Genomic DNA, 24,508 nt, shown 5'->3' with positions numbered 1-24,508 from the left:
TCCGCGCAGACGACCGCCATCGGCTGACGCACGCTGAGGCCGCACGACGGCGCCGCTCCCCACCCGGGGGCGGCGCCGTTCCGCGTCCCCGGGCCCCACCTACGATGGCCGTATGCCGCCGAGCACCGTCCCCGACACGCCCTCCGTCCCGCTCGTCCTCGCCTCCGCCTCGCCCGCCCGCCTCGCGACCCTGCGGTCGGCAGGCATCGAGCCCGTCGTCGTCGTGAGCGGCGTCGACGAGGACCTCGCCGTGGCCGAGGCCACCGAGCGCTACGGGGTGCTCGAGCCGGCCGACGTCGCACTGCTGCTGGCCCGGGCGAAGGCCGAGGACGTCGCCGCCCGCGTCGACGAGGGCGGCGTGGTGCTGGGGTGCGACTCGGTGCTCGAGCTCGACGGCGAGGTGCACGGCAAGCCGGCCGACGCGGCCGAGGCGACCCGTCGCTGGCGCCGGATGCGCGGCCGCTCGGGGGTGCTGCACACGGGCCACTGGCTCGTCGACGACCGCGGCGCGGGCGGAGCGACCCTCGGGGCGACGGCGTCGACGACGGTCCACTTCGCCGACCTGTCCGACGAGGAGGTCGACGCCTACGTCGCGACGGGTGAGCCGCTCTCCGTGGCCGGCGCCTTCACGATCGACGGCCTCGGCGGCGCGTTCGTCACCGCGGTCGAGGGCGACCACCACAACGTCGTCGGCCTCTCGCTGCCGCTGCTGCGCGAGCTGCTCGCCGACGCCGGCATCGGCTGGTTCGACGTCGTGGGCGGGGTCGATCAGGGGTAGAGGTCGTCGGTGAGGTTCTCGATGACGAGGTAGTGCTCGGTCCACCACCACATCAGCGCGGCGCCGACGACGACGATGGCGAGCAGCGCCCAGTAGCGGTACCGCGCCCACCAGCGCAGCTGGAGGAACCACGCGATGACGAGCGTCATCGGGAAGGCGAGCAGCGCGTAGCGCACGCGGCTCGGCGTCGTGCTCGTCACGAGGATGATGTATGCCGGGTACGCCCCCGCCCAGCCCCAGATCTCCGGCCCCCAGCGCCACGAGTGCTTCGAGAGCATGAACCACGCGAAGGCGGCAACGCCGAGCACCCCTGCGACCTGGGCGAGCACGCCGCCGTAGTCGTTGAGCAGGTTCCACCAGAGGTAGAGCTTGATCTTCGTCTCGATGTTCCAGGCGAGCATCGTGTCGTTGTAGGCGTTGGGCGTGTCCGTCGCGATCGACACGATCGTCGGCCACAGCCACGTCAGCGCCCCCGCGTAGGCCGCGAGCGCCGCCATCCCCACCCGGAACCGCGTGGGGTGCGCGCCCTCGTCCCCCTGTCGCCAGCGCACGACCGCGTGGGCGATGATGACCGGCACCATGGCGATGACGACGTTGCGGCTCAGCGAGAGCACGAGCAGCGCGACCGCCACCCACCCGTAGCTCCGCCGGCGGAGCAGCCAGAGCACGGTGACGACGCCGAGCAGCGCGGTCGACTCGGTGTAGGACGCGGAGAAGGCCGGCGAGGCGATGAAGAAGCACGTCGCGACGACGGCGACGATGGCCTCCCACCGCCCGACGGCCTGGTCGACGAGCTTGAAGAGCAGGTGCATGGCCGCGAACCCGATGGCCGTCGAGAGCAGCGGCGCGACGAGCGCGAAGGGCAGCCCGGTGACCGTCATGATCAGACCGACCGACATCGGGAACACCGGGAAGAACGCCCACGGGTTCATGTCGATGCCGCCCCAGCCGACCCGGGGCAGCACGGCCGGGTAGCCCTGCTCGGCGATGACGCGGTACCACTGCCCGTCCCAGCCGGTCATGACGGCGAGGTAGCCGGGGTCGGCGGGTGACGGGTAGAAGATGCGGATGTTCGCCGTGCCGATCGGCAGCGGGATCTGGAAGCGCGACAGGTAGGTCGCGGCCACCCAGACGACGAGCCGCGACACGGCGTAGACCGCGAACGGGAACCAGACGGGGAAACGCCGCCAGAAGGGGGTGCGCGCCTCCTCCTCCCGGTCGGGGTGCTCGAGGCGGTGACCGAGACGCGGCTCAGACCGGCGGGACGGCGCGTCGGCGCTCGCTGAAGTGACGGTCACGCCGGGAAGCATAAGCCAGACGGTGCACGAGGTCCGAGCGCAGCTCATCCGCCTCGATGACGGAGTCGAGCACGAGGTCGGCGGCCAGCCGTTCGATGTCGACGTCCTCCTCGTACTCGCGGCGGCGGGCCGCGACGAACTCCGCCTGCTCCTGCGGGTCCGCGATCTCGGCGATCTTGTTCGCGTAGACGGCGTTGACCGCGGCCTCGGGGCCCATGACGGCGATCCGCGCCGTGGGCAGGGCGATCGTCGCGTCGGGCCCGAACCCGGGCCCACCCATCGCGTAGAGGCCGGCGCCGTAGGCCTTGCGGACGACGACGCAGAACTGCGGCACGGTGGCCGACGAGACCGCGCTGACCATCTTGGCGCCGTGCCGGATGATGCCGCCGCGCTCGACCTCCGAGCCGATCATGAAGCCCGGCACGTCGGCGAGGTAGATGAGCGGGATGCCGAAGGCGTCGCACAGCCAGATGAAGCGGGCGGCCTTGTCGGCGCTGTCGGTGAAGAGCACGCCGCCCTTGACCATGGAGTTGTTGGCGACGATGCCGACGCTGTGGCCGTCGAGGCGTCCGAAGCCGATGACGAGCTCACCGGCCCAGAGCGGCTTCAGCTCGAAGAACGAGTCCTCGTCGACGAGGCCCTCGATGACGTCGTGGATGTCGAAGGGCACCGACTCGCGCTCGGGCACCGTCTCGCGCGTCAGCGGCACGGCCGGCGCCTCCGCCTCGTAGGTCGGGGGCTGGTCGCGCCAGCTCCCCGGCACGTAGGAGAAGTAGAGCTTGGCGAGCTCGATGGCCTCGGCGTCGTCGTGGGCGAGGAGGTCACCGACGCCCGAGACGGTGCAGTGCATCCGGGCACCGCCCATCTCCTCGAGCGACACCTTCTCGCCGACGACCATCTCGGCCATCCGGGGGCTGCCGAGATACATCGAGGCGTTGCCCTCGACCATGATGATGAGGTCGCAGAAGCTGGGGATGTAGGCCCCGCCCGCGGCGCTGGGGCCGAAGAGGCAGCAGATCTGCGGCACCTTGCCGGACAGCGCGACCTGGTTGTGGAAGATGCGGCCGGCGCCGCGGCGCCCGGGGAACATCTCGACCTGGTCGGTGATGCGGGCGCCCGCGGAGTCGACGAACCAGAAGACCGGCAGCTCCTCGCGCAGCGCCATCTCGGTGGCCCGGACGATCTTCTCCACCGTCCGGGCGCCCCACGAGCCGGCCTTGACCGTCGGGTCGTTGGCGATGACGATCGCCGGACGCCCGTCGACGGTCCCGCGCCCGGTCACGACGCCGTCGGCCGGCAGCCCGGCCGCGAGCGCGTTCGCGTAGCGGCCGTCCTCCACGAAGCTGCCCTCGTCGAAGAGGAGCGCGATGCGGTCGCGGACGTAGATCTTGCCCTGCGCGTCGAGCTTGGCCTGCGCCTTCTCGGGCGCGCTGGCGGACGCGGCGTGCGCGGCCTCGAGCCGGGCGCGGACGTCGGCGACGCGCGGGTCGGCGTGCGGGTTCGTCTCGGCGCTCATGCCGGCAGGCCCAGTCCCCGGGCGATGAGCATCCGCTGCACCTCGGACGTGCCCTCGCCGATCTCGAGGATCTTGGCGTCCCGGTAGAAGCGGGCGACGGGGTACTCCTCCATGAAGCCGTTGCCGCCGAAGACCTGTGTCGCGATGCGCGTCGCGGTGACGGCAGCCTCGGTGGACTGCAGCTTGGCGATGGCGGCGGCCTGCTTGACCTCCTTGACCGATCGGCGACCGGCGTGCAGCTCGTCCTTGAGCCAGGCGGCCTTGTACGTGAGCAGGCGCGCGCTCTCGACCATGACGGCGAGGTCGGCGAGCTGGAACGAGACGCCCTGGTTGACCCCGATGGGCCGCCCGAACGCGATGCGCGTCTTCGCGTAGTCGGTGGCCAGCTCGAGGCACGCCTGGGCGCAGCCGAGGGCGAGCGCGGAGATGGCGATGCGGCCGTCGTCGAGGGTCTTGAGAAACTGCTTGAAGCCCTGGCCCTCCTCGCCGAGCAGGTGGTCGGCCGGCACACGAGCGCCCTCGAAGGTGAGGCCGTGGGTGTCCGACACGTGCCAGCCGAGCTTGTGGTACGCCGGCTCGACGACGAAGCCGGGCGTGTCGGAGGGGATCATGACGGCCGAGATCTGCGCCGACCCGTCGGCGTTGGTGCCGGTGCGGGCCGTGACGGTGACGACCGAGGTGATGTCGGTGCCGGAGTTGGTGATGAACGCCTTGGCGCCGCTCACGACCCACTCGTCGCCGTCGCGCACGGCCTTGGTGCGCGTCGCGCCGGCGTCCGAGCCCGCCTCGGGCTCGGTGAGCCCGAAGCCGGCGAGCGCGCGACCGGCCACGAGGTCGGGCAGGAAGCGCTGCTTCTGCTCCTCGGTGCCGTACGTGAGGATCGGGTTGATGCCGAGGCCGACGCCCGCCGAGAGCGTGATCCCGATCGACTGGTCGACGCGCCCGAGCTCCTCGATGGCCACGCAGAGGCTCGTGAAGTCGCCGGCGTCCCCGGCGCCGCCGTACTCCTCCGGCACGACGAGGCCGAAGAGGCCGAGGTCACCCATCTTCGGCACGAGGTCGGTGGGGAAGTACGAGGCTGCGTCCCACTTGGCGATGTGCGGTGCGACCTCCTTCTCGGCGAAGTCGCGGACGACCATGCGGAAGTCCTCGTGGTCTTGGCTGAGCTCGAACATCGCTGTTCTCCTGGAGAAGGTCGGACGCCATCACGCGCTCGTGACGCGTGCTTGACGTTGACGTAAACGTAAAGCACTATCGGGTCCATGACAAGTGCGCCGACGACGTGGACCATCGCGCAGGTGGCCGAGGAGTTCGGCGTCACCCACCGCACGGTCCGCCACTACGAGGACCTCGGCCTCATCACCCCCGAGCGCCGGGGCACCCAGCGCGTCTACCACCGTCGCGACCGCACCCGCCTCGGGCTCATCCTGCGCGGCAAGCGGCTCGGCTTCCCGCTCGAGCAGATCCGCACGATCATCGACCTCTTCGACGCGCCCCGTGGCCGCCGCACGCAGCTCGAGTACGTGCTCGGCCAGATCGACGAGCGCCGTGACGACCTCGAGCAGCGCCTGCGCGACATCCAGGACGCCATCGCCGAGCTCGGCGAGTTCGAGAGGCGCTGCCGCGAGGACCTCGACAAGCTGGCCTGACGACACGCGTGACACGATGGAGCGCATGAGCGCTGAAGAGAAGATCGCGGCCTACGCCCACCCCGAGCGCCTCGTCACGACCGAGTGGCTCGCCGAGCAGATCGCCGCCGGCTCTGTCGGCGGACCCGACGGCATCGTCGTGCTCGAGTCCGACGAGGACGTGCTCCTCTACGCCACCGGCCACGTCCCCGGGGCCCTCAAGATCGACTGGCACGTCGACCTCAACGACCCGGTGACGCGTGACTACGTCGACGGCGCCCGCTTCGCCGAGGTGATGGGCTCGCGCGGCATCAGCCGCGACACGACCGTCGTCATCTACGGCGACAAGAGCAACTGGTGGGCGGCCTACGCCCTGTGGGTCTTCAGCCTCTTCGGCCACGAGGACGTGCGCCTGCTCGACGGCGGGCGCGCGAAGTGGGTCGCCGAGGGTCGCGAGCTGACCCGCGACGTACCGACGCCCGCGGCGGTCGACTACCCCGTCGCCGAGCGCGACGACGCCCCGATCCGCGCCTTCAAGGACGACGTGCTCGCCCACCTCGGCAAGCCCCTCGTCGACGTGCGCTCCCCCGGTGAGTTCTCCGGGGAGCTGCTGCACATGCCCGACTACCCCCAGGAGGGCGCGATGCGCGGCGGGCACATCCCCGGCGCGAAGTCGGTGCCCTGGGCTCGGGCGGCCAACGACGACGGCACCTTCCGCTCGCGCGAGGAGCTCGAGGCGATCTACCTCACGGAGCAGGGCCTCGCCCCCACCGACGACGTGGTCGCCTACTGCCGCATCGGCGAGCGGTCGTCACACACGTGGTTCGTGCTGACCCACCTGCTGGGCTTCGAGGCCGTGCGCAACTACGACGGCTCGTGGACCGAGTGGGGCAACTCCGTGCGCGTCCCGATCGAGAAGTGAGTCGGCGGTCCCCGTGAGCGACACACCCCTCCCCCCGTCCCTCGCCGAGATCGCCGAGGACTTCCGGTCGGCGACCAACGACCTCAAGCTCCAGCTGCTGCTCGAGTTCAGCGACGAGCTGCCCGGCCTCCCCGAGCGCTACGTCGGCCACCTCGACCAGCTCGAGCGGGTCGACGAGTGCCAGTCACCGCTCTTCCTCACCGTCGAGGTCGACGACGGCGACGCGCTCGACGCGCGCGCCGTCCACCTCTTCTTCGACGCACCCGCCGAGGCGCCCACGACCCGCGGCTTCGCCGGCATCCTGCACGAGGGCCTCGACGGCCTCACGGCGGCCGAGGTGCTCGCCGTCCCCGACGACGCGCCCATGCGCTTCGGCCTCGCCGAGGCCGTGTCCCCGCTGCGCATGCGCGGCATGGTCGCCATGCTCGCCCGGATCAAGCGCCAGGTCCGCGCCAGGACCGCCACCGCCTGACGTGGTCCCCCGCTCGCTACGTCACTGACCCGGAGAACGGGTCACTGACGTAGCCGCCGGCCCCTCCGCGCGGAGGACCGCTACGTCACTGACCCGGAAAACGGGTCACTGACGTAGCCGCCGGCCCCTCCCCGCGGAGGACCGCTACGTCACTGACCCGGAGAACGGGTCAGTGACGCATGGGCGGAGGCCACTGCTGTCCACAGGGGCCGGCTCGACCGGTCGTCGAGTGTCGGAGGTCGCTGCCATCGTCAGCCCATGGACGCCGAGGACGCGCAGCCCGACTGGTCGGACCACTCGCTGGCCGGGAGGTTCGTGGTCCGCGTGCGCCGCCTGGCCGACCTCAGCCAGCGCGACCTCGCTCGCCGGGTCGGGTCCTCCCAGTCGGCCATCGGCCGGCTCGAGCAGGGGCTCACGCGGGTCGACCTCGAGTCCTTCGCCTCCGTGCTGTCCTTCGCGGGGCTCCGGCTCGTGGTCGTCGACGAGAACGGCCGGTCGGTGCGGCCGGTGCCGGCCGACGCGGTCCGCGACAACCAGGGCCGACGGTTCCCGGCGCACCTCGACGTGGCGCCGCCGGACGAGGTGCCCCGGGAGCGCTGGGCCTTCCCCCGCTACGACCGGGAACCGGCGCGGGGGTGGTACCGCCACCGGGCGCGACGGGACGCGTCCGCCCCCACCGCTCGCGCGGAGGCCGCTGACTCCTCGTCGGTCGCTGGGCGGGAACGGCCGGCCGACCACCCGACCGAGGCACAGCTCGCGCTGCGCCGCCGGCTGATGCGCGGCCCGCAGCCCCGCGTGTCGGCGGCACCGGGACCCGACATCGAGTGCTGGTGCCCGGACGCGTGCTTCGAGGAGCTGTGCGTGCGGGAGTGCGAGTGCCAGTGAGAGCCGCGCCGGGGGTGGCACGCCCTGCGGCGACCGTCAGTTGACGGGGCCGTCGCCGCCGAGGTCGTCGGTGTCGCGGAAGTAGGTCTTCTTGGCCCGGAGCCCACGGTTGGCCAGCCAGGTGAGCGCCCAGAGCACGACCCCGAGGGCGAGCAGCCCGCCACCGATCCGGTAGTGCTCCGCGGGCCGGCCCGACAGCGGCAGGACGAGGAAGAAGCAGGCGACGGCGCCGATGATGGGCAGCGCCGAGGGCGTGACGAAGTGGTCGCTCCTCTGCGGATCACGGCGGAGCACGAGCACGACGATGTTGACGATCGTGAAGACGCCGAGCAGCAGCAGCGACGTGGTGCCGCCGAGGGCCGAGACCGCGTCCTCGCTGGCGCCCGAGACGTAGACGATGAGCCCGAACGCGAGCAGCGTGGTGAAGACGATGGCGGCCCACGGGGTGCGGCGTCGGGCGTGCACCCGCCCGAGGAACCGCGGCAGCACCTCCTGGCGGCTCATCCCGTAGAGGAGCCGTGAGGCCATCAGCATGTTGATGAGCGCCGAGTTCGCGACGGCGAACATCGAGATGAAGGGCAGGAGGTCCTTGATGGGGACCCCCGGCGCGGCCCGCTCGACGACGGTCACGAGCGGGGTGTCGCTCGCCGCCAGGTCCCCGACGGGCACGATCGCGACCGCGCACAGCGACACGAGCACGTAGATGACACCGGTGATCCCGATGCCCGTGATCATCATCCGCGGGAAGGTGCGCACCGGGTCCTTCGTCTCCTCGGCCATGTTGACCGAGTCCTCGAAGCCGACCATGGCGAAGAACGCGAGCGACGTGGCGGCGGTGACGGCGAAGAACGTCGACTTGTCGCTCGGCGACTCGAAGATCATCGTCCGCGAGAAGTCACCCTTGCCGGCGAAGATCGCGAAGAAGCCGACGAAGATGACGAGCAGCAGTCCGGAGAGCTCGACGAGCGTCAGCACGATGTTGGCCTTGACGCTCTCGCCCACTCCCCGGAGGTTGACGAGGGCCACGAGTGCCATGAACCCGAGGGCGATGCCCATGATCAGGGTCGCGTTGCCGTCGTCGAGCCCGAAGCCCTTGGCGAGGTTCGACGCGAACGCCCGCGACGCCGTCGAGGCGGACGTGATGCCCGAGCACATGACGGTGAAGGCGACGATGAACGTCAGGAAGTGGATCCCGAACGCCTTGTGCGTGTACAGCGCCGCACCCGCGGCCTGCGGGTACTTCGTGACGAGCTCGAGGTAGCTGAAGGCCGTCACCATCGCGATGGCGAAGGCCACGATGAACGGCGCCCACGCCGCCCCGCCGACCTCGGCCGCCACGTCACCCGTCAGGGCGTAGACGCCGGTCCCGAGGATGTCGCCGACGATGAAGAGCAGGAGCAGCCCTGGCCCCATGACCCGTTTCAGCTCGCCGCTCTCGGTCGTCCCCTGTTCCTCTGCAACCTGTGACATGGCCACCACCCTGTCCCACAACGGATCCCACGGCAACGGGTGGCAACGGCCTGACGCCTCGCCGGCGTCAGCCTCCGACGCGGGTGCGCACCTCGTAGAGCTCCGGGAAGAACGTCAGGTCGAGCGCGCGCCGCAGGAAGTCGACGCCGGTCGAGCCGCCGGTCCCGGTCTTCTGCCCGATGGTGCGCTGCACGACCTGCAGGTGCCGGAAACGCCACTGCTGGAAGTTGTCCTCGAGGTCGACGAGCTCCTCGCACGTCTCGTAGACACCCCAGTGCTCGGCCGGCTCGGCGTAGACGCCGGCGAAGACGTCGACGAGACCGTCGTGCAGACGGTAGGGCTGGCTCCAGTCACGGTCGAGCAGCTCGGCCGGGACGGCATACCCCCGCCGCCCGAGGTAGGCGAGGAACTCGTCGTAGAGGCTCGGTTCGCGCAGCAGCTCGTCGAGCGCGGACCGCGCTCCGTCGTCGTGCGAGAAGACCGCCACCATGTCGGCGTTCTTGTTGCCGAGGAGGAACTCGACCTCGCGGTACTGGGCGGACTGGAAGCCCGAGCTCGCGGCGAGGAAGGGGCGGATCTGCGCGTACTCGCTCGGGGTGAGCGTCGCGAGGACCGACCACTGGTCGGTGAGGGTGTGCTGGATGTGCTTGACGCGGGCCAGGCGCTTGAGGGCGGGTGCCAGCTCGTCGTCCTTGAGCAGGCTTCTGGCAGAACGGAGCTCGTGGATCAGCAGCTTCAGCCAGAGCTCCGAGGTCTGGTGCTGGATGATGAAGAGCAGCTCGTCGTGCTGGGCCGGTTCGCTGAGCGGCCGCTGCGCGCTGAGCAGCGTGTCGAGCTGGAGGTAGTCGCCGTAGGACATCTTGCGCGTGAAGTCGCGCTGGATGCCCTCCTCGAGGTCGCGCCTGCTGCGCCGGTCGTCCGTGGCCATGGCTGCGATCCTAGGCCGCCACGTAGGGGCTAGGACCGGGGGCGGGGGCGCAGCTGCACGAGGTGCGACACGACCCCGGGGATCCAGCCCGTCTCGCCGCGCATCCAGCGCGCGCCGACGAGGTTGTGCGGCACGACCACGGTGTCGGCGCGGGCCGCGACGAGACCGAGGTCGGTGCCGAAGACGTCGGTGACGACCGCCCAGTCGCGGGCGCTGTGGCGCGCCAGGTGCTCGCCGATCGCGACGGCATACGTCTCGACGATGACGTCGGGGCCTTCACCGGAGCCGCCCTCGGCCGACCAGCGGCGGTACGCCGTGTCGAAGTGCGCGCCGATGGAGGCGAGGTCGTCGACGTCGACCCCCTCGCCGGACGCGTGCTGCAGGGCGGCCTCGATGCGGGCGCGCTCGGCGTCACCCAGCGGCACGGCCACGGGGCGTCCGGTGTGGCCCGCCTCGTCGCCGTCGGAGGTGTCGCCGTCGTCCGAGCCGTCGACGACGCCCTCGTTCACGTCGGTCGGCGCGGCGGAGTCGTCCTTGCCCTTGCGCGAGAACAGTCCCATGCCAGCCAATCTAGTGGCTCCGCGCCGACCGGCGTCAGGTCAGCCGAAGGTGTCGGGGTCGGGCCCGGTGCGGGTGCCCCGGTCGAGGCCCTCGAGGGCCGCGAGGTCGTCGGCGCCGAGCGAGAAGCCGAAGATCTCGTAGTTCTCGGCGATGCGGGCCGGGGTGACCGACCGGGTGAGCACGACGTTGCCGAGCTCGACGTGCCAGCGCAGCACGAGCTGGGCGGCCGAGACGCCGTGCTTCGTGGCGAGCTGCACGACGACGGGGTCCTCGAGCAGCCCGGCGCGCACGGCGAGCGGGCTCCAGGCCTCGGTGACGATGCCGTGCTCGGCGTGGAACGCGCGCAGCTCGCGCTGCTGGAGGTACGGGCTCAGCTCGATCTGGTTGATCGAGGGCAGCACGCCGGTCTCGTCGAGCAGGCGCTGCAGGTGCGGCACCTGGAAGTTGCAGACGCCGACCGAGCGGACCCGGCCCTCGCGCTGCAGCTCGAGCATGGCCTTCCACGCGTCGACGTAGGCGTCCTGCTCCGGCGCCGGCCAGTGGATGAGGTAGAGGTCGAGCACGTCGATGCCGAGCCGGCCCATCGAGGCGTCGAAGGCCGCGGGGACGTTCGTGTGGTCGTCGTTCCAGACCTTCGTCGTGACGAAGACGTCGTCGCGGTCGACGGAACCGGAGGCGAGGACGCGGCCGACGCCCTCCTCGTTGCCGTAGATGCGGGCCGTGTCGATGTGGCGGTAGCCGATCTCGAGGGCACGGCCGACGGCCGCGTCGACCTCTGCGTCCGGGACCTCCCAGACGCCGAAGCCGAGCTGCGGGACGGCGAGACCGGGGGTGGTGGCGTGGCCGAGGGCGAGCGTGGGGACTGACTGGTGTGTCGTCATGCTCCTCACGCTAGGTCGGCGGTCGCCCCGGCGATGTGCGCGACCTCACTCTGAGACGCCCGGGAATACGCGCGAGGAGCCCGATTCGACGCCACGTCAGCCCGATAGAGTCCGCTCCATGGCATCCATTCGCAAGGTCCTGATCGCAAATCGTGGTGAGATCGCCGTCCGCATCGCGCGGGCCTGCACCGACAGCGGCATCACGTCCGTGGCGGTCTACGCCGATCCCGACCGGGATGCCCTCCACGTCAAGGTCGCCGACGAGGCCTACTCCCTCGGCGGTTCGACGCCGGGCGAGAGCTACCTCGTCCAGGAGAAGCTGCTCGAGGTCGCCCGCCAGGCCGGCGCCGACGCGGTCCACCCCGGCTACGGCTTCCTCGCCGAGAACGCCTCCTTCGCGCAGGCCGTGCTCGACGCCGGGCTCGTGTGGATCGGCCCGGGGCCCGACGCCATCGACTCCCTCGGCGACAAGGTCAAGGCCCGCCACATCGCCACCAAGGCCGGCGCACCACTCGTGCCGGGCACCAAGGACCCGGTCTCCGGCGCCGACGAGGTCGTCGCCTTCGCGACCGAGCACGGGCTGCCCGTCGCCATCAAGGCGGCCTACGGCGGCGGTGGCCGCGGCCTCAAGGTCGCCCGCACCATCGAGGAGATCCCCGACCTCTACGACTCCGCCGTCCGCGAGGCCGTGACGGCCTTCGGCCGCGGCGAGTGCTTCGTCGAGCGCTTCCTCGACCACCCCCGGCACGTCGAGACCCAGTGCCTCGCGGACCAGCACGGCAACGTCGTCGTCGTCTCGACGCGTGACTGCTCGCTCCAGCGGCGCAACCAGAAGCTCGTCGAGGAGGCCCCGGCGCCGTTCCTCACCGAGGCGCAGCACACCGAGATCCTCCGCGCGAGCAAGGCGATCCTCAAGGAGGCCGGCTACGTCGGCGCCGGCACCTGCGAGTTCCTCGTCGGGCCTGCCGGCGACATCAGCTTCCTCGAGGTCAACACGCGCCTGCAGGTCGAGCACCCCGTGACCGAGGAGGTCACCGGCATCGACCTCGTGCGCGAGCAGTTCCGCATCGCGGACGGCGAGTCGCTCGACTACGGCGACCCGGAGCCGCACGCCCACTCGATCGAGTTCCGCATCAACGGCGAGGACGCCGGCCGCGGCTTCCTCCCCGCTCCCGGCACCGTGACCCGGATGGTCGTGCCGCACGGCCCCGGCGTGCGCTGGGACGCCGGCATCGTCGAGGGCGACACCGTCGCCGGCGCCTTCGACTCGATGATCGCCAAGCTCGTGGTCACCGGCCGAACTCGGCAGCAGGCCATCGAGCGGGCCCGCCGCGCGCTCGCCGAGCTGACGATCGAGGGCATGCCGACCGTCGTGCCCTTCCACCGCGCGGTCGTCTCCGACCCGGCCTTCGCACCCACCGACGGCAGCCCCTTCACCATCCACACCCGCTGGATCGAGACCGAGTGGGACAACACCGTCGAGCCGTATGCCGGCGGCGCGGCCGATGCGCCCGAGGCGCAGGAGCGCCAGACGCTCGTCGTCGAGGTCGGCGGCAAGCGCCTCGAGGTGTCGCTGCCCGGAGGTCTGTCGCTCGGCGGCGGCGGCGCGTCGGCCAGGAAGAAGGCGCCCAAGCGTTCCGGCGGCGGCAGGTCCGGGGGCGCGGCCTCCGGTGACTCGCTCACCGCCCCGATGCAGGGCACCATCGTCAAGATCGCCGTCGAGGACGGCGCCACCGTGGCGGCCGGCGACCTCGTGATCGTCCTCGAGGCGATGAAGATGGAGCAGCCGATCACCGCGCACAAGGCCGGGGTCGTCTCCGGCCTGACGGCGACCGTCGGTGAGACGGTCGCCTCGGGCGCCGTGCTCGCCGAGATCACCGACGCCGAGGGCTGAGACCCGCAGCACGCCCGAGGGCCGACCCGCCGCACGGCGGGTCGGCCCTCGTCGTCCCGGGGTTCCGTGGCCGGGTCAGCCCTGCTTGGCCGGCGGGTCGCCGAGCGTGATGTCGCCGCCCGCGCCTGGAAGGTTCGGGTTCGGCGTGCCGGGCAGGACAGGCTCGCTCGCCGGCTCGGTGGCCGGCGGGATCTCCGACGGCCCCGCGGTGTCGTCGGGCGGCAGCCCGAGGGTCTCCTTGAGCTTGTCGGTGCCCTGGTCGATCTTGTCGGCGTACTTACCGCCCGTGCGCTCGTTGATGAGCTCCTCGGCCTTGTCGATGCCCTGCTGGGCCTGGTCGGGATGACCCGTGACGAAGTCCTTGGCCTTCTGGATCCAGTCGCTCATACCTTGTGCCTCCACGATGCCAACCGGTCGGGGCGCCGGTCGACCCGGCTACGCCCCGACGTGACGGCGACGCCGCCACGGGCTCGACGCTACGCCTCTGGCACACTGCTGGGGTGCTGCCGACCCTGACGAGCCTGCCGACCGCGGACCCCGGCCCGGTCCTCAACCCGACGAACCTGCTCATCCTGCTCGTCGTCGGTGCCGTGCTCTACCCGCTGCAGAAGAAGCTGCGGGAGGCCGTCTCGCGCCGGCGCCGCGAGCGTTGGGCCGAGGAGGACCGGCTCGCCGAGCTGGAGCGGCGCGACGCGTCCGGCGAGGGGCCTGCTCAGTCCGACTGATGCAGCTGGCGCGCCGCCTCGGCGATCGAGCCGGACAGCGACGGGTAGACCGTGATGGTGCTCGACACCTGGTCGACGCCGAGCCGGTTCTGCACGGCGAGCGCGACCGGGAAGATCAGCTCCGACGCCTTGGGCGCGACGACGACTCCACCGAGCACGGTGCCGTGACCCTTGCGACAGAAGAGCTTGACGAAGCCCTCGGAGATGCCCTGCATCTTGGCCCGCGGGTTGCGGGCGAGCGGAAGCGTGACCGACTCCACGTCGGGTGACTCGTCGGCGGCGTTCTGGCTGATGCCGACGGTCGCGATCTCGGGCTCGGTGAAGATGTTCGCGGCCACGCCGCGCACGTTGAGGGGCGCGACCGCGTCACCGAGGGCGTGCCACATGGCGATGCGGCCCTGCATGGCGGCCACCGAGGCGAGGGGCAGCACGCCGGTGCAGTCGCCCGCGGCGTAGATGCCGCCGGCCGAGGTGCGCGACACGCGGTCGACCTGGACGTGGCCCGCCGGGCCCAGCTCGACGCCGGCCTCCTCGAGGCCCAGGCCGGCGGTGTTCGGCACCGAGCCGACGGCGAGCAGGGCGTGCGAGCCCTCGACGGTGCGCCCGTCGACGAGGGTGACGACGACGCCGTCGGCGGTGCGCTCGACGGAGGCCGCACGGGACTTGTTCAGCACCTCCATGCCGCGCTTGCGGAAGACGTCCTCGATGACCGTGGCGGCGTCCGCGTCCTCACCGGGCAGCACCCGGTCGCGGGAGGAGACGAGCACGACCTCGGAGCCGAGGCCGAGGTAGGCCTGCGCGAGCTCGGCGCCCGTGACGCCGGACCCGATGACGACGATGCGCTCCGGCAGCTCCTCGAGGGAGTAGATCTGCTGCCACGTGAGGATGCGCTCGCCGTCGGGGCGCATGGTGTCCATGACGCGCGGGGCCGCGCCGGTCGCGACGAGCACGACGTCGGCGCGCAGCTCGTGCCTGGTGCCGTCGGGCAGCTCGGCCACGACGAGGTCGCGGGCGGCCACCCGGGCCGACCCGCGCAGCACCGTCACGCCGACCTGCTCGAGGCTGCCCTGGATGTCGGAGCTCTGGGCGGCAGCGAGCTCGAGGATGCGGCCGTTGACCGTGTGCGCCTGGGCGACGGCGTCGGACACCTCGTCGCCGTCGTCGTCCTGCAACCGCACCCCGAGCGAGGACGCGACCTCGAAGTCCGACATGTAGTCGGCGGTCGCGATGAGGGCCTTGCTCGGCACGCAGTCGGTGAGCACCGCGGCGCCGCCGATGCCGTCTCGCTCGACGATGGTGACCTGCGCCCCCAACTGGGCCGCCACGAGGGCCGCCTCGTAGCCACCGGGGCCGCCGCCGATGATGACAACGGAAGTCTCGCGCGTGATCACGGGCTCCATCCAACCATCCCGGCACGACCCGCCCCGAACCCGGCGGCGAGCGTGCCCAGCCGCGGGGCACCTCGCTAGAGTCCTGAGCGTGACCAGTACCCAGCGTGATCTCAGCGACCCGTCCACCGACCCCTTCCAGGCCGCGGCCGATGCAGCCGCCGTCATCGCCGAGCGCACCGGCGCCCCGCGCCACGACGTCGCGCTCGTGCTCGGCTCCGGCTGGGGCCAGACCGCCGACCTCATCGGCGAGACGCTCGCGACGGTCGACAACGCCGACGTCCCCGGGTTCCACGCCGCCGCCGTGGCCGGTCACTCGGGCAGCATGCGCTCGGTCGCGATCGGCGACACAGGTCGGCGCGCCCTCGTCTTCGGCACCCGCACCCACTTCTACGAGGGCCGCGGCGTGCGCTCCGTCGTCCACGGCGTCCGCACCGCCAAGGCTGCCGGTGCGACGACGATCGTGCTGACGAACGGATGCGGCGGGCTGAACCCCGCGTGGTCACCCGGCACGCCCGTGCTGATCCGCGACCACATCAACCTGACGGCCCACTCCCCCGTCGAGGGCGCGAACTTCGTCGACCTCACCGACCTCTACACGCCGCGCCTGCGCGAGCTCGCCCGCGAGGTCGACCCGGGCCTCGACGAGGGCGTCTACGTCCAGTTCCGCGGGCCGCACTACGAGACCCCGGCGGAGGTGCAGATGGCCAAGGTGCTCGGGGGCGACCTCGTCGGCATGTCGACGACCCTCGAGGCCATCGCCGCCCGCCAGGTCGGGCTCGACGTGCTCGGCATCTCGCTCGTGACCAACCTCGCCGCCGGCATCTCGGACTCACCCCTCAGCCACGCGGAGGTCCTCGAGGCCGGCCAGCTCGCGGCCGAGCGATGCGGGCGCCTGCTCGCCGACGTCGTGGGCCGCCTCGCATGACGGCCACCGACACGACCGACGTGCTCCTGGCAGCCGCACGGGCCTGGCGCGACGACGACCCCGACCCGACGACCCGGGCCGAGCTCGACACGCTCCTCACGGCCGCGACGGACGGCGACGAGGCGGCGCGTGCCGACCTCGCCGACCGGATGTCGGGTCTGCTCGAGTTCGGCACGGCCGGGCTGCGCGGCGCCCTCGGCGCCGGGCCCAACCGGATGAACCGCAGCGTCGTCATCCGCGCGGCGGCCGGCCTGACGGCATACCTCAAGGACGAGGGCGGGGTGGGCGAGAAGCCGTGCGTCGTCATCGGTTTCGACGCCCGCTACAACTCCGACGTGTTCGCGCGCGACACGGCCGCGGTCGTCGTGGCCGCCGGCGGGCGCGCCCTGCTGCTCCCCGCGCCGCTGCCGACCCCCGTGCTCGCATTCGCGATCCGCCACGTGGGCGCCGACGCCGGCGTCATGGTGACGGCGAGCCACAACCCCCCGCAGGACAACGGTTACAAGGTCTACCTCGGCGACGGCAGCCAGATCGTGCCGCCCGTCGACGCGCAGATCGCCGCCCACATCGACCGCGTCGAGCGGGTGGCCGAGGTGCCGCGCGCCCCGGAGGGCTGGGAGACGCTCGGCGACAACCTGCTGGAGGACTACGTCGACGCCGTCGCGACCGTCGTCGACCCGAGCTCCCCGCGCGACCTGCGCATCGTGCACACGAGCCTGCACGGCGTCGGCCACGGCACCGTGCACGCCGCCTTCCTCCGCGCCGGCTTCGAGGCGCCCGTCGCCGTCGACGAGCAGGCCGTGCCCGACCCCGACTTCCCGACCGTCGCCTTCCCCAACCCCGAGGAGAAGGGCGCCATCGACCTCGCCCTGGCCCGGGCGCGCGCGGTGGGCTGCGACCTCGTCATCGCCAACGACCCGGATGCCGACCGGTGCGCGGCCGCCGTGCTCGACCCGGCGCTCGGCGACTGGCGGATGCTGCGCGGCGACGAGGTGGGCGCGCTGCTCGGCGCGCACGTCGTGAGCCGCGGTGTCGGCCGGCGCGACGTCTTCGCCAACTCCATCGTCTCCTCGCGGCTGCTGGCCTCGATCGCGGCGGCGGCCGGGGTCGCCCACGAGGAGACCCTGACCGGCTTCAAGTGGATCTCGCGCGTCGACCGCCTGCGCTACGGCTACGAGGAGGCGCTCGGCTACTGCGTGGCCCCGCAGCTCGTCCGCGACAAGGACGGCGTGAGCGCCGCCCTGCTGCTCGCCGAGCTGGCCGCCACGCTCAAGGCCCAGGGGCGGTCCCTGACCGACCTGCTCGACGACCTCGCCGTCGAGCACGGCGTGCACGCGACCGACTCGTTCTCGGTGCGCGTCTCGGACCTCGCCCAGACCGACGCCCTGATGGGCCGGCTGCGCGCGAACCCGCCGGTCTCCGTCGCCGGCATCGACGTCGAGCGCACCGACGACCTCAGCCGCGGCGACGGCGGCCTCCCGCCCACCGAGGGCCTGCGCCACCACCTCGTCGACCGCTCGCGCATCATCGTGCGCCCCAGCGGCACCGAGCCGAAGGTGAAGGTCTACCTCGAGGTCATCGAGCCCGTGGCCGGGCCGGCCGGCCTGTCGGAGGCTCGCGCGGTCGCCGAGACCCGGCTCGCGGCCATCCGCGCCGACCTCGAGCGGCTCACCGCGCTCTGAGCCGCCGGCCGGGCCCGCCGCGCGGGCCCGGCCGGCGGGGCGCCACCCTGCGCGCGAGCCCGGTCGGCACCCTCAGGCGACGAAGGTGCCGATGACGAAGAAGGCGAGGCCGGCGGCGAGCAGCCCGACCGACACGGGGTCCCAGGCCCGCGTGGCGATGCTCGGCGTGCGGCCGTCCTTGCGCCGGCGGTCGGCCGCCATGCGCGCCTCGACCTCGGCGGCGACGACCTGGGCCTCGACCTTGGGCCTGGCCGGCGTCTCGGACGTGCCCTTGCCGCGCACCTTGTTGGCCGGCGCGGTGAGCAGGTTGCGGCCGTAGCGGGGACGCCCCGGGTCGGCCGGCACGCCCCACGCGGTGTAGCGGCGGCCGTCGGCGACCAGCTCGAGCGCCCAGCGCGAGCGCACCTCGGTGATGGCCGGCCAGGTCAGCTCGACGACGCGCATCGGGTTGACGAGCCGGATGCCCTCGGGGTGGATGACGACCGCTGGGCGCACGACGAAGAGCCAGAGCAGCACGAGCGCGAGCACGACCGTCGAGATGAGCGCCCAGCTGCGCGGCGAGGTGAGCAGCGCGGGCACGATCAGGCCGAGCCCGGCGAGCCCGCCGACGACCCCGACGAGGACGGCGGAGCCGGGTCGCAGCGTGCGCGAGGCGGCGCCGCCCGGGTCGGCGGGCGACGACGCCGGCGAGGGCGTGGACGGCGGCGTGGGCGGCGGCGTGGGCGGCTCGGTGGTCACCGCCCGAGCCTCTCACGCGGCGCAGGCCCCCTCACCGGGCGGCTACACTCCCGTGGTGACTGTTAGCACGACGATGCCTACCGCGCAGGACCTGACCGCGCAGGCGCGCGACGTCCTCGGGGTCTCACGCCTCACCAACCACGCCCTGACGACGTGGCTGCACGGCCTCCCCGGCGTCGACCAGGTCGGCTGCGAGGCCCGGGCCGCCGGCCTGGCCACCCGCTCGATCAAGACGACGAGCAAGGCGTGGGCGATCGACACCGCCATCGGCATGATCGACCTGACGACCCTCGAGGGCTCCGACACGGTCGGCAAGGTCCGCTCGCTCTGCGCCAAGGCCCTCGTCCCGGACCCGAGCGACCCCACGACGCCGCGGCCCGCCGCGATCTGCGTCTACGGCGACATGGTCGGCACGGCGAAGGCCGCCCTCGGTGACAGCGGCATCCACGTCGCCGCCGTCGCGACCGCGTTCCCGTCGGGCCGCGCGAGCATGCCGGTCAAGCTCGCCGACACCCGCGACGCCGTCGAGGCCGGGGCCGACGAGATCGACATGGTCATCGACCGGGGCGCGTTCCTCGCCGGCGACTACCTCACCGTCTTCAACCAGATCGCCGCCGTGAAGCAGGCCTGCGGCGCCGCCCACCTCAAGGTCATCATGGAGACCGGCGAGCTCGTGACCTACGACAACGTGCGCCGTGCCTCGTTCCTCTCGATGCTCGCCGGCGGCGACTTCATCAAGACCTCGACCGGCAAGGTGCAGCCCGCAGCCACCCTTCCCGTCACGCTCGTCATGCTCGAGGCCGTGCGTGACTGGCGCGACCTGACCGGCGTGCAGGTCGGCGTCAAGCCGGCCGGTGGCATCAAGACGACGAAGGACGCCATCAAGTACCTCGTCATGGTGAGCGAGATCGCCGGCGAGGACTGGCTGACCCCGCAGTGGTTCCGCTTCGGCGCCTCGAGCCTGCTCAACGACCTGCTCCTGCAGCGCCAGAAGCTCTCGACCGGCGTCTACTCCGGCGCCGACTACGTCACGATCGACTGACCGCCCGCGCCCGCCTCCCGGCGACGCACACCCGCGACCTCCACCCGCGCCCACGAAAGACACGCTGATGCCCACCTTCGAGTACGCCCCCGCCCCGGAGTCTCGGGCCGTCGTCACGATCGAGAAGTCCTACGGGCTCTTCGTCGACGGCGCCTTCACCCGCCCCAAGGCGACGTTCCCGACGATCAACCCGGCCGACGAGACGGTGCTCGCAGAGGTCAGCCAGGCGAGCGCGAAGGACGTCGACAAGGCGGTCGCCGCCGCGCGCCGCGCCTTCGACGGCGTCTGGGGCCGGATGAGCGGCGCCGAGCGCGGCAAGTACCTCTTCCGGATCGCCCGCATCCTGCAGGAGCGCGCCCGCGAGTTCGCCGTGCTCGAGAGCCTCGACAACGGCAAGCCGATCAAGGAGACCCGCGACTTCGACGTCCCCACGGCCGCCGCGCACTTCTTCTACCACGCGGGCTGGGCCGACAAGCTCGAGTATGCCGGCCTCAGCACCCCGGGTGAGGCCCCCGCCCGCCCGCACGGGGTCGTCGGCCAGATCATCCCCTGGAACTTCCCGCTGCTCATGCTCGCGTGGAAGGTCGCCCCGGCCCTCGCCACCGGCAACACCGTGGTGCTCAAGCCCGCCGAGACGACGCCGCTCAGCGCCCTGCTCTTCGCCGAGGTCTGCCAGCAGGCCGACCTGCCGGCCGGCGTCGTCAACATCGTGACGGGCGACGGCCGCACAGGCCAGGCGCTCGTCGAGCACCCCGACGTCGACAAGATCGCCTTCACCGGCTCGACGGACGTCGGCAAGACGATCGCCCGCTCGATCGCCGGCACGAGCAAGAAGGCGACCCTCGAGCTCGGCGGCAAGGCCGCGAACATCATCTTCGACGACGCGCCCATCGACCAGGCCGTCGAGGGCATCGTCGGGGGCATCTTCTTCAACCAGGGGCAGGTCTGCTGCGCCGGCTCACGCCTGCTCGTGCAGGAGAACGTGCACGACCAGGTCGTCGCCCGGCTCAAGCGCCGGCTCCAGACGCTCCGCGTCGGCGACCCCCTCGACAAGAACAGCGACCTCGGCGCGATCAACTCCCGCGAGCAGCTCGACCGCATCACGACGCTCGTCGACGCCGGCGTCGCCGAGGGCGCGGAGCGCTGGAGCCCGGCCTGCACGCTGCCGGCCAAGGGCTTCTGGTTCCCACCGACCCTGCTCACCGGCGTCTCGCAGACGCACCGCGTGGCGACGGAGGAGATCTTCGGCCCGGTGCTGACCGTGCTGACCTTCCGCACGCCCCAGGAGGCGGTCGCGAAGGCGAACAACACGGCATACGGCCTCTCCGCGGGCGTGTGGACCGAGAAGGGCTCGCGCATCCTCTGGATGGCCGACCACCTCAAGGCCGGCGTCGTCTGGGCCAACACCTTCAACCGCTTCGACCCGAGCTCGCCGTTCGGCGGCTACAAGGAGTCCGGCTACGGCCGCGAGGGCGGCCGCCACGGGCTCGAGGCGTACCTGACCACTGCACCTGCGACCCTGACGGGAGCCGCCCGATGAGCCGCCTCGACGTGCGCAAGACCTACAAGCTCTACATCGGCGGGAAGTTCCCCCGCAGCGAGTCGGGCCGGTCCTACGAGGTCGTCTCGGCCTCGGGCCAGTTCCTCGCCAACGCCGCGATGGGCTCGCGCAAGGACGTGCGTGACGCCGTCGTCGCCGCCCGCGCCGCGCAGCCCGGGTGGGCGGGAGCGACCGCGTTCAACCGCGGCCAGGTGCTCTACCGCGTGGCCGAGGTGCTCGAGGGCCGGCGCGCGCAGTTCGTCGAGGAGGTCGGCGCCGCCGAGGGCCTCACCGCCCGCGCGGCGTCCGTCGTCGTCGACGCCGCGGTCGACCGCGTCGTCTGGTATGCCGGATGGACCGACAAGATCGCGCAGGTGCTCGGCAACCTCAACCCGGTCGCCGGCCCCTACTTCAACGTGTCGGCCCCCGAGCCGACCGGCGTCGTGGGCGTCCTTGCGCCGCAGGCCTCCTCGCTGCTCGGCCTCGTGTCGGTCGTCGCCCCCGTCATCGCGACGGGCAACACCGCGGTCGTGGTGACGTCGGCCGACCGTCCGCTGCCGGCCGTGACGTTCGGTGAGGTGCTCGCCACCTCCGACGTGCCCGGTGGCGTCGTCAACCTCATCACGGCCCGCACCGCGGAGGTCGCCTCGTGGCTCGCGTCGCACCGCGACGTCAACGCCATCGACCTCGCCGGTGCGGCCGGTGCCGACGGCGTCGACTGGGCGGCCCTCGAGGCCGACGCGGCCGGCAACCTCAAGCGCGTGCTGCGCCCGGCGCTGCAGGACGGCGCCGCGGTCGAGCCCGACTGGACCGCCGACCCGGGCCTCGGCCGGATCCGCGCCTTCGTCGAGACGAAGACCGTCTGGCACCCCAAGGGCCTCTGACCGGTGACCGCTGCGGACGGCTCCGGCGCTGGTGCCGCTGACCGGCACCGGGGCCGGGTCATCCTGCTCACCGGCCCGTCGGGCGCGGGCAAGAGCCGGCTCTCGGCCCGGCTGAGCGCCGCCCACGGTTGGCCGGTCGTGCGCCTCGACGACTTCTACCGCGAGGCCGACGACCCGGCCCTGCCGCGCTCACCGCTCGGCATCCCGGACTGGGACCACGCGGACTCGTGGCACGCCGAAGCAGCCGTCGCCGCCCTGCGCGCCCTCGTCGACGACGGACGCGTCGACGTGCCGGTCTACGACATCGGGGCCTCCCGCGTCACCGGCCACCACGTCGTCACCGCCGGCCCGACCGACTACGTGCTCGCCGAGGGCCTCTTCGCCGGACGCCTCGTCGACGACCTGCGTGCTGAGGGCCTGCTCGCCGACGCCCTGTGCGTGCGCCAGAACCGCACGCTGACCGCCGTGCGACGCTTCGTGCGCGACCTCTCCGAGCGCCGCAAGCCGCCGCACATCCTGCTCCGCCGCGGCCTCGCGCTCTGGCGCGACGAGCCGCACGTCATCGCGCAGGCGCAGGCGCACGGCGCCCGCTGCATCCACCCACGTGAGGCCGAGCGGGAGCTGGAGGCGCTCGTGCACTCCGCCGCTACGCGGGGCTGACGACCCCGCCCGACACGCCCTCCCCCGCCGCGCCGCCGGACAGGGCGGCATACCCGGGCTTGATGACGTCGTCGATGAGGGCGAGGCGCTCGTCGAAGGGGATGAACGCCGACTTCATGGCGTTGATCGTCACCCACCGCAGGTCGTCGAGCGACCAGCCGGCCTCGTCGCGCAGCAGCTCGGCCTCGCGGCTCATCGTCGTGCCGCTCATCAGCCGGTTGTCGGTGTTGAGGGTGACGCGGAAGCGCAGTCGCCGCAGCAGGGTGATCGGGTGCAGCGCGATGGAGGGCGCGGCCGAGGTCTGCAGGTTGCTGCTCGGGCACATCTCGAGCGGGATGCGCTTGTCGCGCACGTAGGCCGCGAGCCGGCCCAGGCGCACCCGGTCGAGCTCGAGGGCGGTCAGGGCGTCGGCGTCGTGCTTGTGGCCCTCGACCCAGTCGGCGTAGGGCGAGCCGTCGATCGTGATGTCGTCGACGATGCGCACGCCGTGGCCGAGCCGGTCGGCCCCGCACCACTGGATGGCCTCCCAGATCGACGGCAGGCCGAAGGCCTCGCCCGCGTGGATGGTGAAGTGGAAGTTCTCGCGGCGGAGGTACTCGAAGGCGTCGAGGTGACGGGTGGGCGGGTAGCCCGCCTCCGCCCCGGCGATGTCGAAGCCGGAGACGCCGTCGTCGCGGTAGCGGATCGCCAGCTCGGCGATCTCGGTGGACTTGGCCGCGTGCCGCATGGCCGTGAGCAGGGCGGTGACCCGGATCGGGTGACCGGCTGCCGCCGCCCGGGCCTCGCCGTCGCGCAGGCCGGCGTTGACGGCCTCGACGACGCCCTCCAGCGTCAGGCCCCGGGTCAGGTGCTGCTCCGGTGCGTAGCGGCTCTCGGCGTAGACGACGCCGTCGGCGGCGAGGTCCTGGGCGCACTCGCTGGCGACGCGGAACAGCCCCTCACGGGTCTGCATGACGGCCAGCGTGTGGTCGAACGTCTCGAGGTAGCGCGGCAGCGACCCGGAGTCGGCGCTCTCCCGGAACCACGTGCCCAGCGACTCGGCGTCCGTGGCCGGCAGGTCGTCGTAACCGACCGCCGCCGCGAGGTCGAGCACCGTCTGCGGTCGCAGCCCTCCGTCGAGGTGGTCGTGGAGCAGGACCTTGGGCGCCCGGCGCAGCTCGTCGGTGCTCATCACGCCTCCTCCTCACGGTGCACGGAGTCGGGCGAGAAGGCCGGCAGGCACACGGCGACGTACTCGGCACCCTCGGGCCCGCAGGAGTAGCGGATGCGCTCTCCCCCGCGGGTGACCACGCTCTGACCCGCCGAGACCTCGAGCGAACCGCCGTCGTGGTCGATGATGACGGTGCCGGCCAGGACGAGCGTGATCTCGTCGAACTCGGGTGTCTGGAACGGCTCCGACCAGCCCGCGGGAGCGACCATGCGCGCGACCGAGACGGAGGCCTGCAGGGCGGCGTCCGGCGTGTTCACAGCGCCGACGTGCTCGTCGATGACCTTGCCACCGGGCACGGGAATACGGGTCGGGGAGGGAATGAGATGAGGCACGAGCCAACCCTAGTGGACGCGAAAACGACCGGGAAACGCAACGAGCCCCACCGCGTGTGCGGTGGGGCTCGTTGACTAATGGTTGTCCGGCTGCGTCCTACTCTCCCACACCGTCACCAGTGCAGTACCATCGGCGCTGAAGGGCT

Annotated in this window: 25 protein-coding genes; 13 read left to right on the top strand and 12 right to left on the bottom strand. The window is 72.3% G+C overall.

Features of this window, described 5'->3' with window-relative positions; translation table 11 throughout:
• The first annotated feature begins 112 nt into the window (after positions 1-112).
• Positions 113-778 carry a Maf family protein gene (locus ABD979_RS02225; protein ID WP_345505796.1) on the top strand — a complete coding sequence of 222 codons (666 nt, stop codon included), beginning with the start codon at positions 113-115 and terminating at the stop codon, positions 776-778.
• Here ABD979_RS02225 and ABD979_RS02220 read toward each other — a convergent pair.
• From ABD979_RS02220 to ABD979_RS02210, 3 genes are read right to left on the bottom strand one after another with little or no spacing between them, the layout of a single operon-like run.
• Entirely contained in the window at positions 769-2,076 is a 1,308-nt protein-coding gene (locus tag ABD979_RS02220; RefSeq protein WP_345505795.1) for a hypothetical protein, read from the bottom strand. The two genes, ABD979_RS02225 and ABD979_RS02220, sit on opposite strands and share 10 nt — an antisense overlap.
• A complete protein-coding gene (locus ABD979_RS02215) occupies positions 2,030-3,592 on the bottom strand; it encodes an acyl-CoA carboxylase subunit beta (protein WP_345505794.1) in 1,563 nt (520 codons plus the stop codon). Before ABD979_RS02215 ends, ABD979_RS02220 begins: the two co-directional genes overlap by 47 nt.
• Complete coding sequence (locus tag ABD979_RS02210) at positions 3,589-4,767, bottom strand: acyl-CoA dehydrogenase family protein (protein ID WP_345505793.1); 1,179 nt, start codon at positions 4,765-4,767, stop codon at positions 3,589-3,591. The genes ABD979_RS02215 and ABD979_RS02210 overlap by 4 nt, the downstream gene beginning before the upstream one ends.
• An 87-nt stretch (positions 4,768-4,854) precedes the next feature.
• On the opposite strand from ABD979_RS02210, the gene ABD979_RS02205 reads away from it, so the two are divergent.
• The 4 genes from ABD979_RS02205 (at position 4,855) to ABD979_RS02190 (ending at position 7,499) form a co-directional block, all read left to right on the top strand.
• Positions 4,855-5,241 carry a MerR family transcriptional regulator gene (locus ABD979_RS02205; RefSeq protein ID WP_345505792.1) on the top strand — a complete coding sequence of 129 codons (387 nt, stop codon included), beginning with the start codon at positions 4,855-4,857 and terminating at the stop codon, positions 5,239-5,241.
• A gap of 25 nt (positions 5,242-5,266) precedes the next feature.
• Entirely contained in the window at positions 5,267-6,142 is an 876-nt protein-coding gene (locus ABD979_RS02200; RefSeq protein ID WP_345505791.1) for a sulfurtransferase, read from the top strand.
• A 13-nt stretch (positions 6,143-6,155) separates the two neighbouring features.
• Positions 6,156-6,614 (top strand): SufE family protein, encoded by a 459-nt coding sequence (locus ABD979_RS02195; protein WP_345505790.1) that lies wholly within the window; start codon positions 6,156-6,158, stop codon positions 6,612-6,614.
• A 258-nt stretch (positions 6,615-6,872) separates the two neighbouring features.
• Positions 6,873-7,499, top strand: coding sequence for a helix-turn-helix domain-containing protein (locus ABD979_RS02190; RefSeq protein WP_345505789.1), 627 nt, complete (start codon positions 6,873-6,875; stop codon positions 7,497-7,499).
• Positions 7,500-7,535: 36 nt separating this feature from the next.
• Here the strand turns inward: ABD979_RS02190 and ABD979_RS02185 are convergent, their stop codons facing one another.
• The 4 genes from ABD979_RS02185 to ABD979_RS02170 form a co-directional block, all read right to left on the bottom strand.
• Positions 7,536-8,969: an APC family permease gene (locus ABD979_RS02185; RefSeq protein ID WP_345505788.1), complete on the bottom strand. Its 1,434-nt coding sequence runs from the start codon at positions 8,967-8,969 to the stop codon at positions 7,536-7,538.
• Positions 8,970-9,036: 67 nt separating this feature from the next.
• The gene (locus ABD979_RS02180) at positions 9,037-9,897 is read right to left on the bottom strand and encodes a tryptophan 2,3-dioxygenase (RefSeq protein WP_345505787.1); all 861 of its coding nucleotides are present in this window, start codon (positions 9,895-9,897) and stop codon (positions 9,037-9,039) included.
• 29 nt (positions 9,898-9,926) lie between these two features.
• A complete protein-coding gene (locus tag ABD979_RS02175) occupies positions 9,927-10,457 on the bottom strand; it encodes a DUF3806 domain-containing protein (RefSeq protein ID WP_345505786.1) in 531 nt (176 codons plus the stop codon).
• Positions 10,458-10,496: 39 nt separating this feature from the next.
• Positions 10,497-11,339, bottom strand: a complete 843-nt coding sequence (locus tag ABD979_RS02170; protein ID WP_345505785.1) for an aldo/keto reductase — start codon at positions 11,337-11,339, stop codon at positions 10,497-10,499.
• Between the two features lie 118 nt (positions 11,340-11,457).
• On the opposite strand from ABD979_RS02170, the gene ABD979_RS02165 reads away from it, so the two are divergent.
• Positions 11,458-13,233 (top strand): acetyl/propionyl/methylcrotonyl-CoA carboxylase subunit alpha, encoded by a 1,776-nt coding sequence (locus ABD979_RS02165; RefSeq protein ID WP_345505784.1) that lies wholly within the window; start codon positions 11,458-11,460, stop codon positions 13,231-13,233.
• Positions 13,234-13,308: 75 nt separating this feature from the next.
• On the opposite strand, the gene ABD979_RS02160 is transcribed toward ABD979_RS02165, so the two are convergent.
• On the bottom strand, positions 13,309-13,620 hold the full coding sequence (locus ABD979_RS02160; protein WP_345505783.1) for an antitoxin: 312 nt from the start codon (positions 13,618-13,620) through the stop codon (positions 13,309-13,311).
• Between the two features lie 113 nt (positions 13,621-13,733).
• Between ABD979_RS02160 and ABD979_RS02155 the strand changes: the two genes are divergently transcribed.
• A complete protein-coding gene (locus ABD979_RS02155) occupies positions 13,734-13,958 on the top strand; it encodes a hypothetical protein (RefSeq protein WP_345505782.1) in 225 nt (74 codons plus the stop codon).
• Here the strand turns inward: ABD979_RS02155 and ABD979_RS02150 are convergent.
• Positions 13,946-15,358, bottom strand: a complete 1,413-nt coding sequence (locus tag ABD979_RS02150) for an NAD(P)H-quinone dehydrogenase (protein WP_425583893.1) — start codon at positions 15,356-15,358, stop codon at positions 13,946-13,948. The genes ABD979_RS02155 and ABD979_RS02150 overlap by 13 nt on opposite strands.
• 79 nt (positions 15,359-15,437) lie before the next feature.
• Here ABD979_RS02150 and ABD979_RS02145 point away from each other — a divergent pair, with 79 nt between their 5' ends.
• Positions 15,438-16,274, top strand: a complete 837-nt coding sequence (locus ABD979_RS02145; RefSeq protein ID WP_345505781.1) for a purine-nucleoside phosphorylase — start codon at positions 15,438-15,440, stop codon at positions 16,272-16,274.
• Positions 16,271-17,956: a phospho-sugar mutase gene (locus ABD979_RS02140; RefSeq protein ID WP_345505780.1), complete on the top strand. Its 1,686-nt coding sequence runs from the start codon at positions 16,271-16,273 to the stop codon at positions 17,954-17,956. Before ABD979_RS02145 ends, ABD979_RS02140 begins: the two co-directional genes overlap by 4 nt.
• Positions 17,957-18,028: 72 nt before the next feature.
• Here the strand turns inward: ABD979_RS02140 and ABD979_RS02135 are convergent, their stop codons facing one another.
• Positions 18,029-18,694 (bottom strand): PH domain-containing protein, encoded by a 666-nt coding sequence (locus ABD979_RS02135; RefSeq protein WP_345505779.1) that lies wholly within the window; start codon positions 18,692-18,694, stop codon positions 18,029-18,031.
• Positions 18,695-18,767: 73 nt separating this feature from the next.
• On the opposite strand from ABD979_RS02135, the gene deoC reads away from it, so the two are divergent.
• The 4 genes from deoC to ABD979_RS02115 all read left to right on the top strand — a co-directional run bounded on the left by deoC (position 18,768) and on the right by ABD979_RS02115 (position 22,820).
• The gene (gene deoC, locus ABD979_RS02130) at positions 18,768-19,736 is read left to right on the top strand and encodes a deoxyribose-phosphate aldolase (RefSeq protein ID WP_345505797.1); all 969 of its coding nucleotides are present in this window, start codon (positions 18,768-18,770) and stop codon (positions 19,734-19,736) included.
• 67 nt (positions 19,737-19,803) lie between these two features.
• Positions 19,804-21,276: an aldehyde dehydrogenase family protein gene (locus ABD979_RS02125; RefSeq protein ID WP_345505778.1), complete on the top strand. Its 1,473-nt coding sequence runs from the start codon at positions 19,804-19,806 to the stop codon at positions 21,274-21,276.
• The gene (locus ABD979_RS02120; protein ID WP_345505777.1) at positions 21,273-22,160 is read left to right on the top strand and encodes an aldehyde dehydrogenase family protein; all 888 of its coding nucleotides are present in this window, start codon (positions 21,273-21,275) and stop codon (positions 22,158-22,160) included. The genes ABD979_RS02125 and ABD979_RS02120 overlap by 4 nt, the downstream gene beginning before the upstream one ends.
• A gap of 3 nt (positions 22,161-22,163) precedes the next feature.
• Positions 22,164-22,820, top strand: coding sequence for an AAA family ATPase (locus tag ABD979_RS02115; protein WP_345505776.1), 657 nt, complete (start codon positions 22,164-22,166; stop codon positions 22,818-22,820).
• Here the strand turns inward: ABD979_RS02115 and ABD979_RS02110 are convergent.
• Together ABD979_RS02110 and ABD979_RS02105 are read right to left on the bottom strand one after the other, a co-directional pair.
• On the bottom strand, positions 22,807-23,991 hold the full coding sequence (locus ABD979_RS02110; RefSeq protein WP_345505775.1) for an adenosine deaminase: 1,185 nt from the start codon (positions 23,989-23,991) through the stop codon (positions 22,807-22,809). The genes ABD979_RS02115 and ABD979_RS02110 overlap by 14 nt on opposite strands.
• A complete protein-coding gene (locus tag ABD979_RS02105; protein WP_345505774.1) occupies positions 23,991-24,362 on the bottom strand; it encodes a cupin domain-containing protein in 372 nt (123 codons plus the stop codon). The genes ABD979_RS02110 and ABD979_RS02105 overlap by 1 nt, the downstream gene beginning before the upstream one ends.
• Positions 24,363-24,508 lie beyond the last annotated feature (146 nt).

Source organism: Terrabacter aeriphilus (genome assembly GCF_039542985.1).
GTDB classification, from domain to species: Bacteria; Actinomycetota; Actinomycetes; order Actinomycetales; family Dermatophilaceae; genus Terrabacter; species Terrabacter aeriphilus.
The sequence above is the reverse complement of the archived record's forward strand: the minus strand, read 5'-3'. Positions and strand labels throughout refer to the sequence as shown.

Excerpts from the sequence above, each read along its gene's own strand:
- ABD979_RS02225 (WP_345505796.1), top strand. The coding sequence starts at position 113 with ATGCCGCCGAGCACCGTCCCCGACACGCCCTCCGTCCCGCTCGTCCTC.
- ABD979_RS02215 (WP_345505794.1), bottom strand. The coding sequence starts at position 3,592 with ATGAGCGCCGAGACGAACCCGCACGCCGACCCGCGCGTCGCCGACGTC.
- ABD979_RS02210 (WP_345505793.1), bottom strand. The coding sequence starts at position 4,767 with ATGTTCGAGCTCAGCCAAGACCACGAGGACTTCCGCATGGTCGTCCGC.
- ABD979_RS02205 (WP_345505792.1), top strand. The coding sequence starts at position 4,855 with ATGACAAGTGCGCCGACGACGTGGACCATCGCGCAGGTGGCCGAGGAG.
- ABD979_RS02200 (WP_345505791.1), top strand. The coding sequence starts at position 5,267 with ATGAGCGCTGAAGAGAAGATCGCGGCCTACGCCCACCCCGAGCGCCTC.
- ABD979_RS02190 (WP_345505789.1), top strand. The coding sequence starts at position 6,873 with ATGGACGCCGAGGACGCGCAGCCCGACTGGTCGGACCACTCGCTGGCC.
- ABD979_RS02185 (WP_345505788.1), bottom strand. The coding sequence starts at position 8,969 with ATGTCACAGGTTGCAGAGGAACAGGGGACGACCGAGAGCGGCGAGCTG.
- ABD979_RS02180 (WP_345505787.1), bottom strand. The coding sequence starts at position 9,897 with ATGGCCACGGACGACCGGCGCAGCAGGCGCGACCTCGAGGAGGGCATC.
- ABD979_RS02175 (WP_345505786.1), bottom strand. The coding sequence starts at position 10,457 with ATGGGACTGTTCTCGCGCAAGGGCAAGGACGACTCCGCCGCGCCGACC.
- ABD979_RS02170 (WP_345505785.1), bottom strand. The coding sequence starts at position 11,339 with ATGACGACACACCAGTCAGTCCCCACGCTCGCCCTCGGCCACGCCACC.
- ABD979_RS02165 (WP_345505784.1), top strand. The coding sequence starts at position 11,458 with ATGGCATCCATTCGCAAGGTCCTGATCGCAAATCGTGGTGAGATCGCC.
- ABD979_RS02160 (WP_345505783.1), bottom strand. The coding sequence starts at position 13,620 with ATGAGCGACTGGATCCAGAAGGCCAAGGACTTCGTCACGGGTCATCCC.
- ABD979_RS02150 (WP_425583893.1), bottom strand. The coding sequence starts at position 15,358 with ATGGAGCCCGTGATCACGCGCGAGACTTCCGTTGTCATCATCGGCGGC.
- ABD979_RS02140 (WP_345505780.1), top strand. The coding sequence starts at position 16,271 with ATGACGGCCACCGACACGACCGACGTGCTCCTGGCAGCCGCACGGGCC.
- deoC (WP_345505797.1), top strand. The coding sequence starts at position 18,768 with ATGCCTACCGCGCAGGACCTGACCGCGCAGGCGCGCGACGTCCTCGGG.
- ABD979_RS02125 (WP_345505778.1), top strand. The coding sequence starts at position 19,804 with ATGCCCACCTTCGAGTACGCCCCCGCCCCGGAGTCTCGGGCCGTCGTC.
- ABD979_RS02120 (WP_345505777.1), top strand. The coding sequence starts at position 21,273 with ATGAGCCGCCTCGACGTGCGCAAGACCTACAAGCTCTACATCGGCGGG.
- ABD979_RS02110 (WP_345505775.1), bottom strand. The coding sequence starts at position 23,991 with ATGAGCACCGACGAGCTGCGCCGGGCGCCCAAGGTCCTGCTCCACGAC.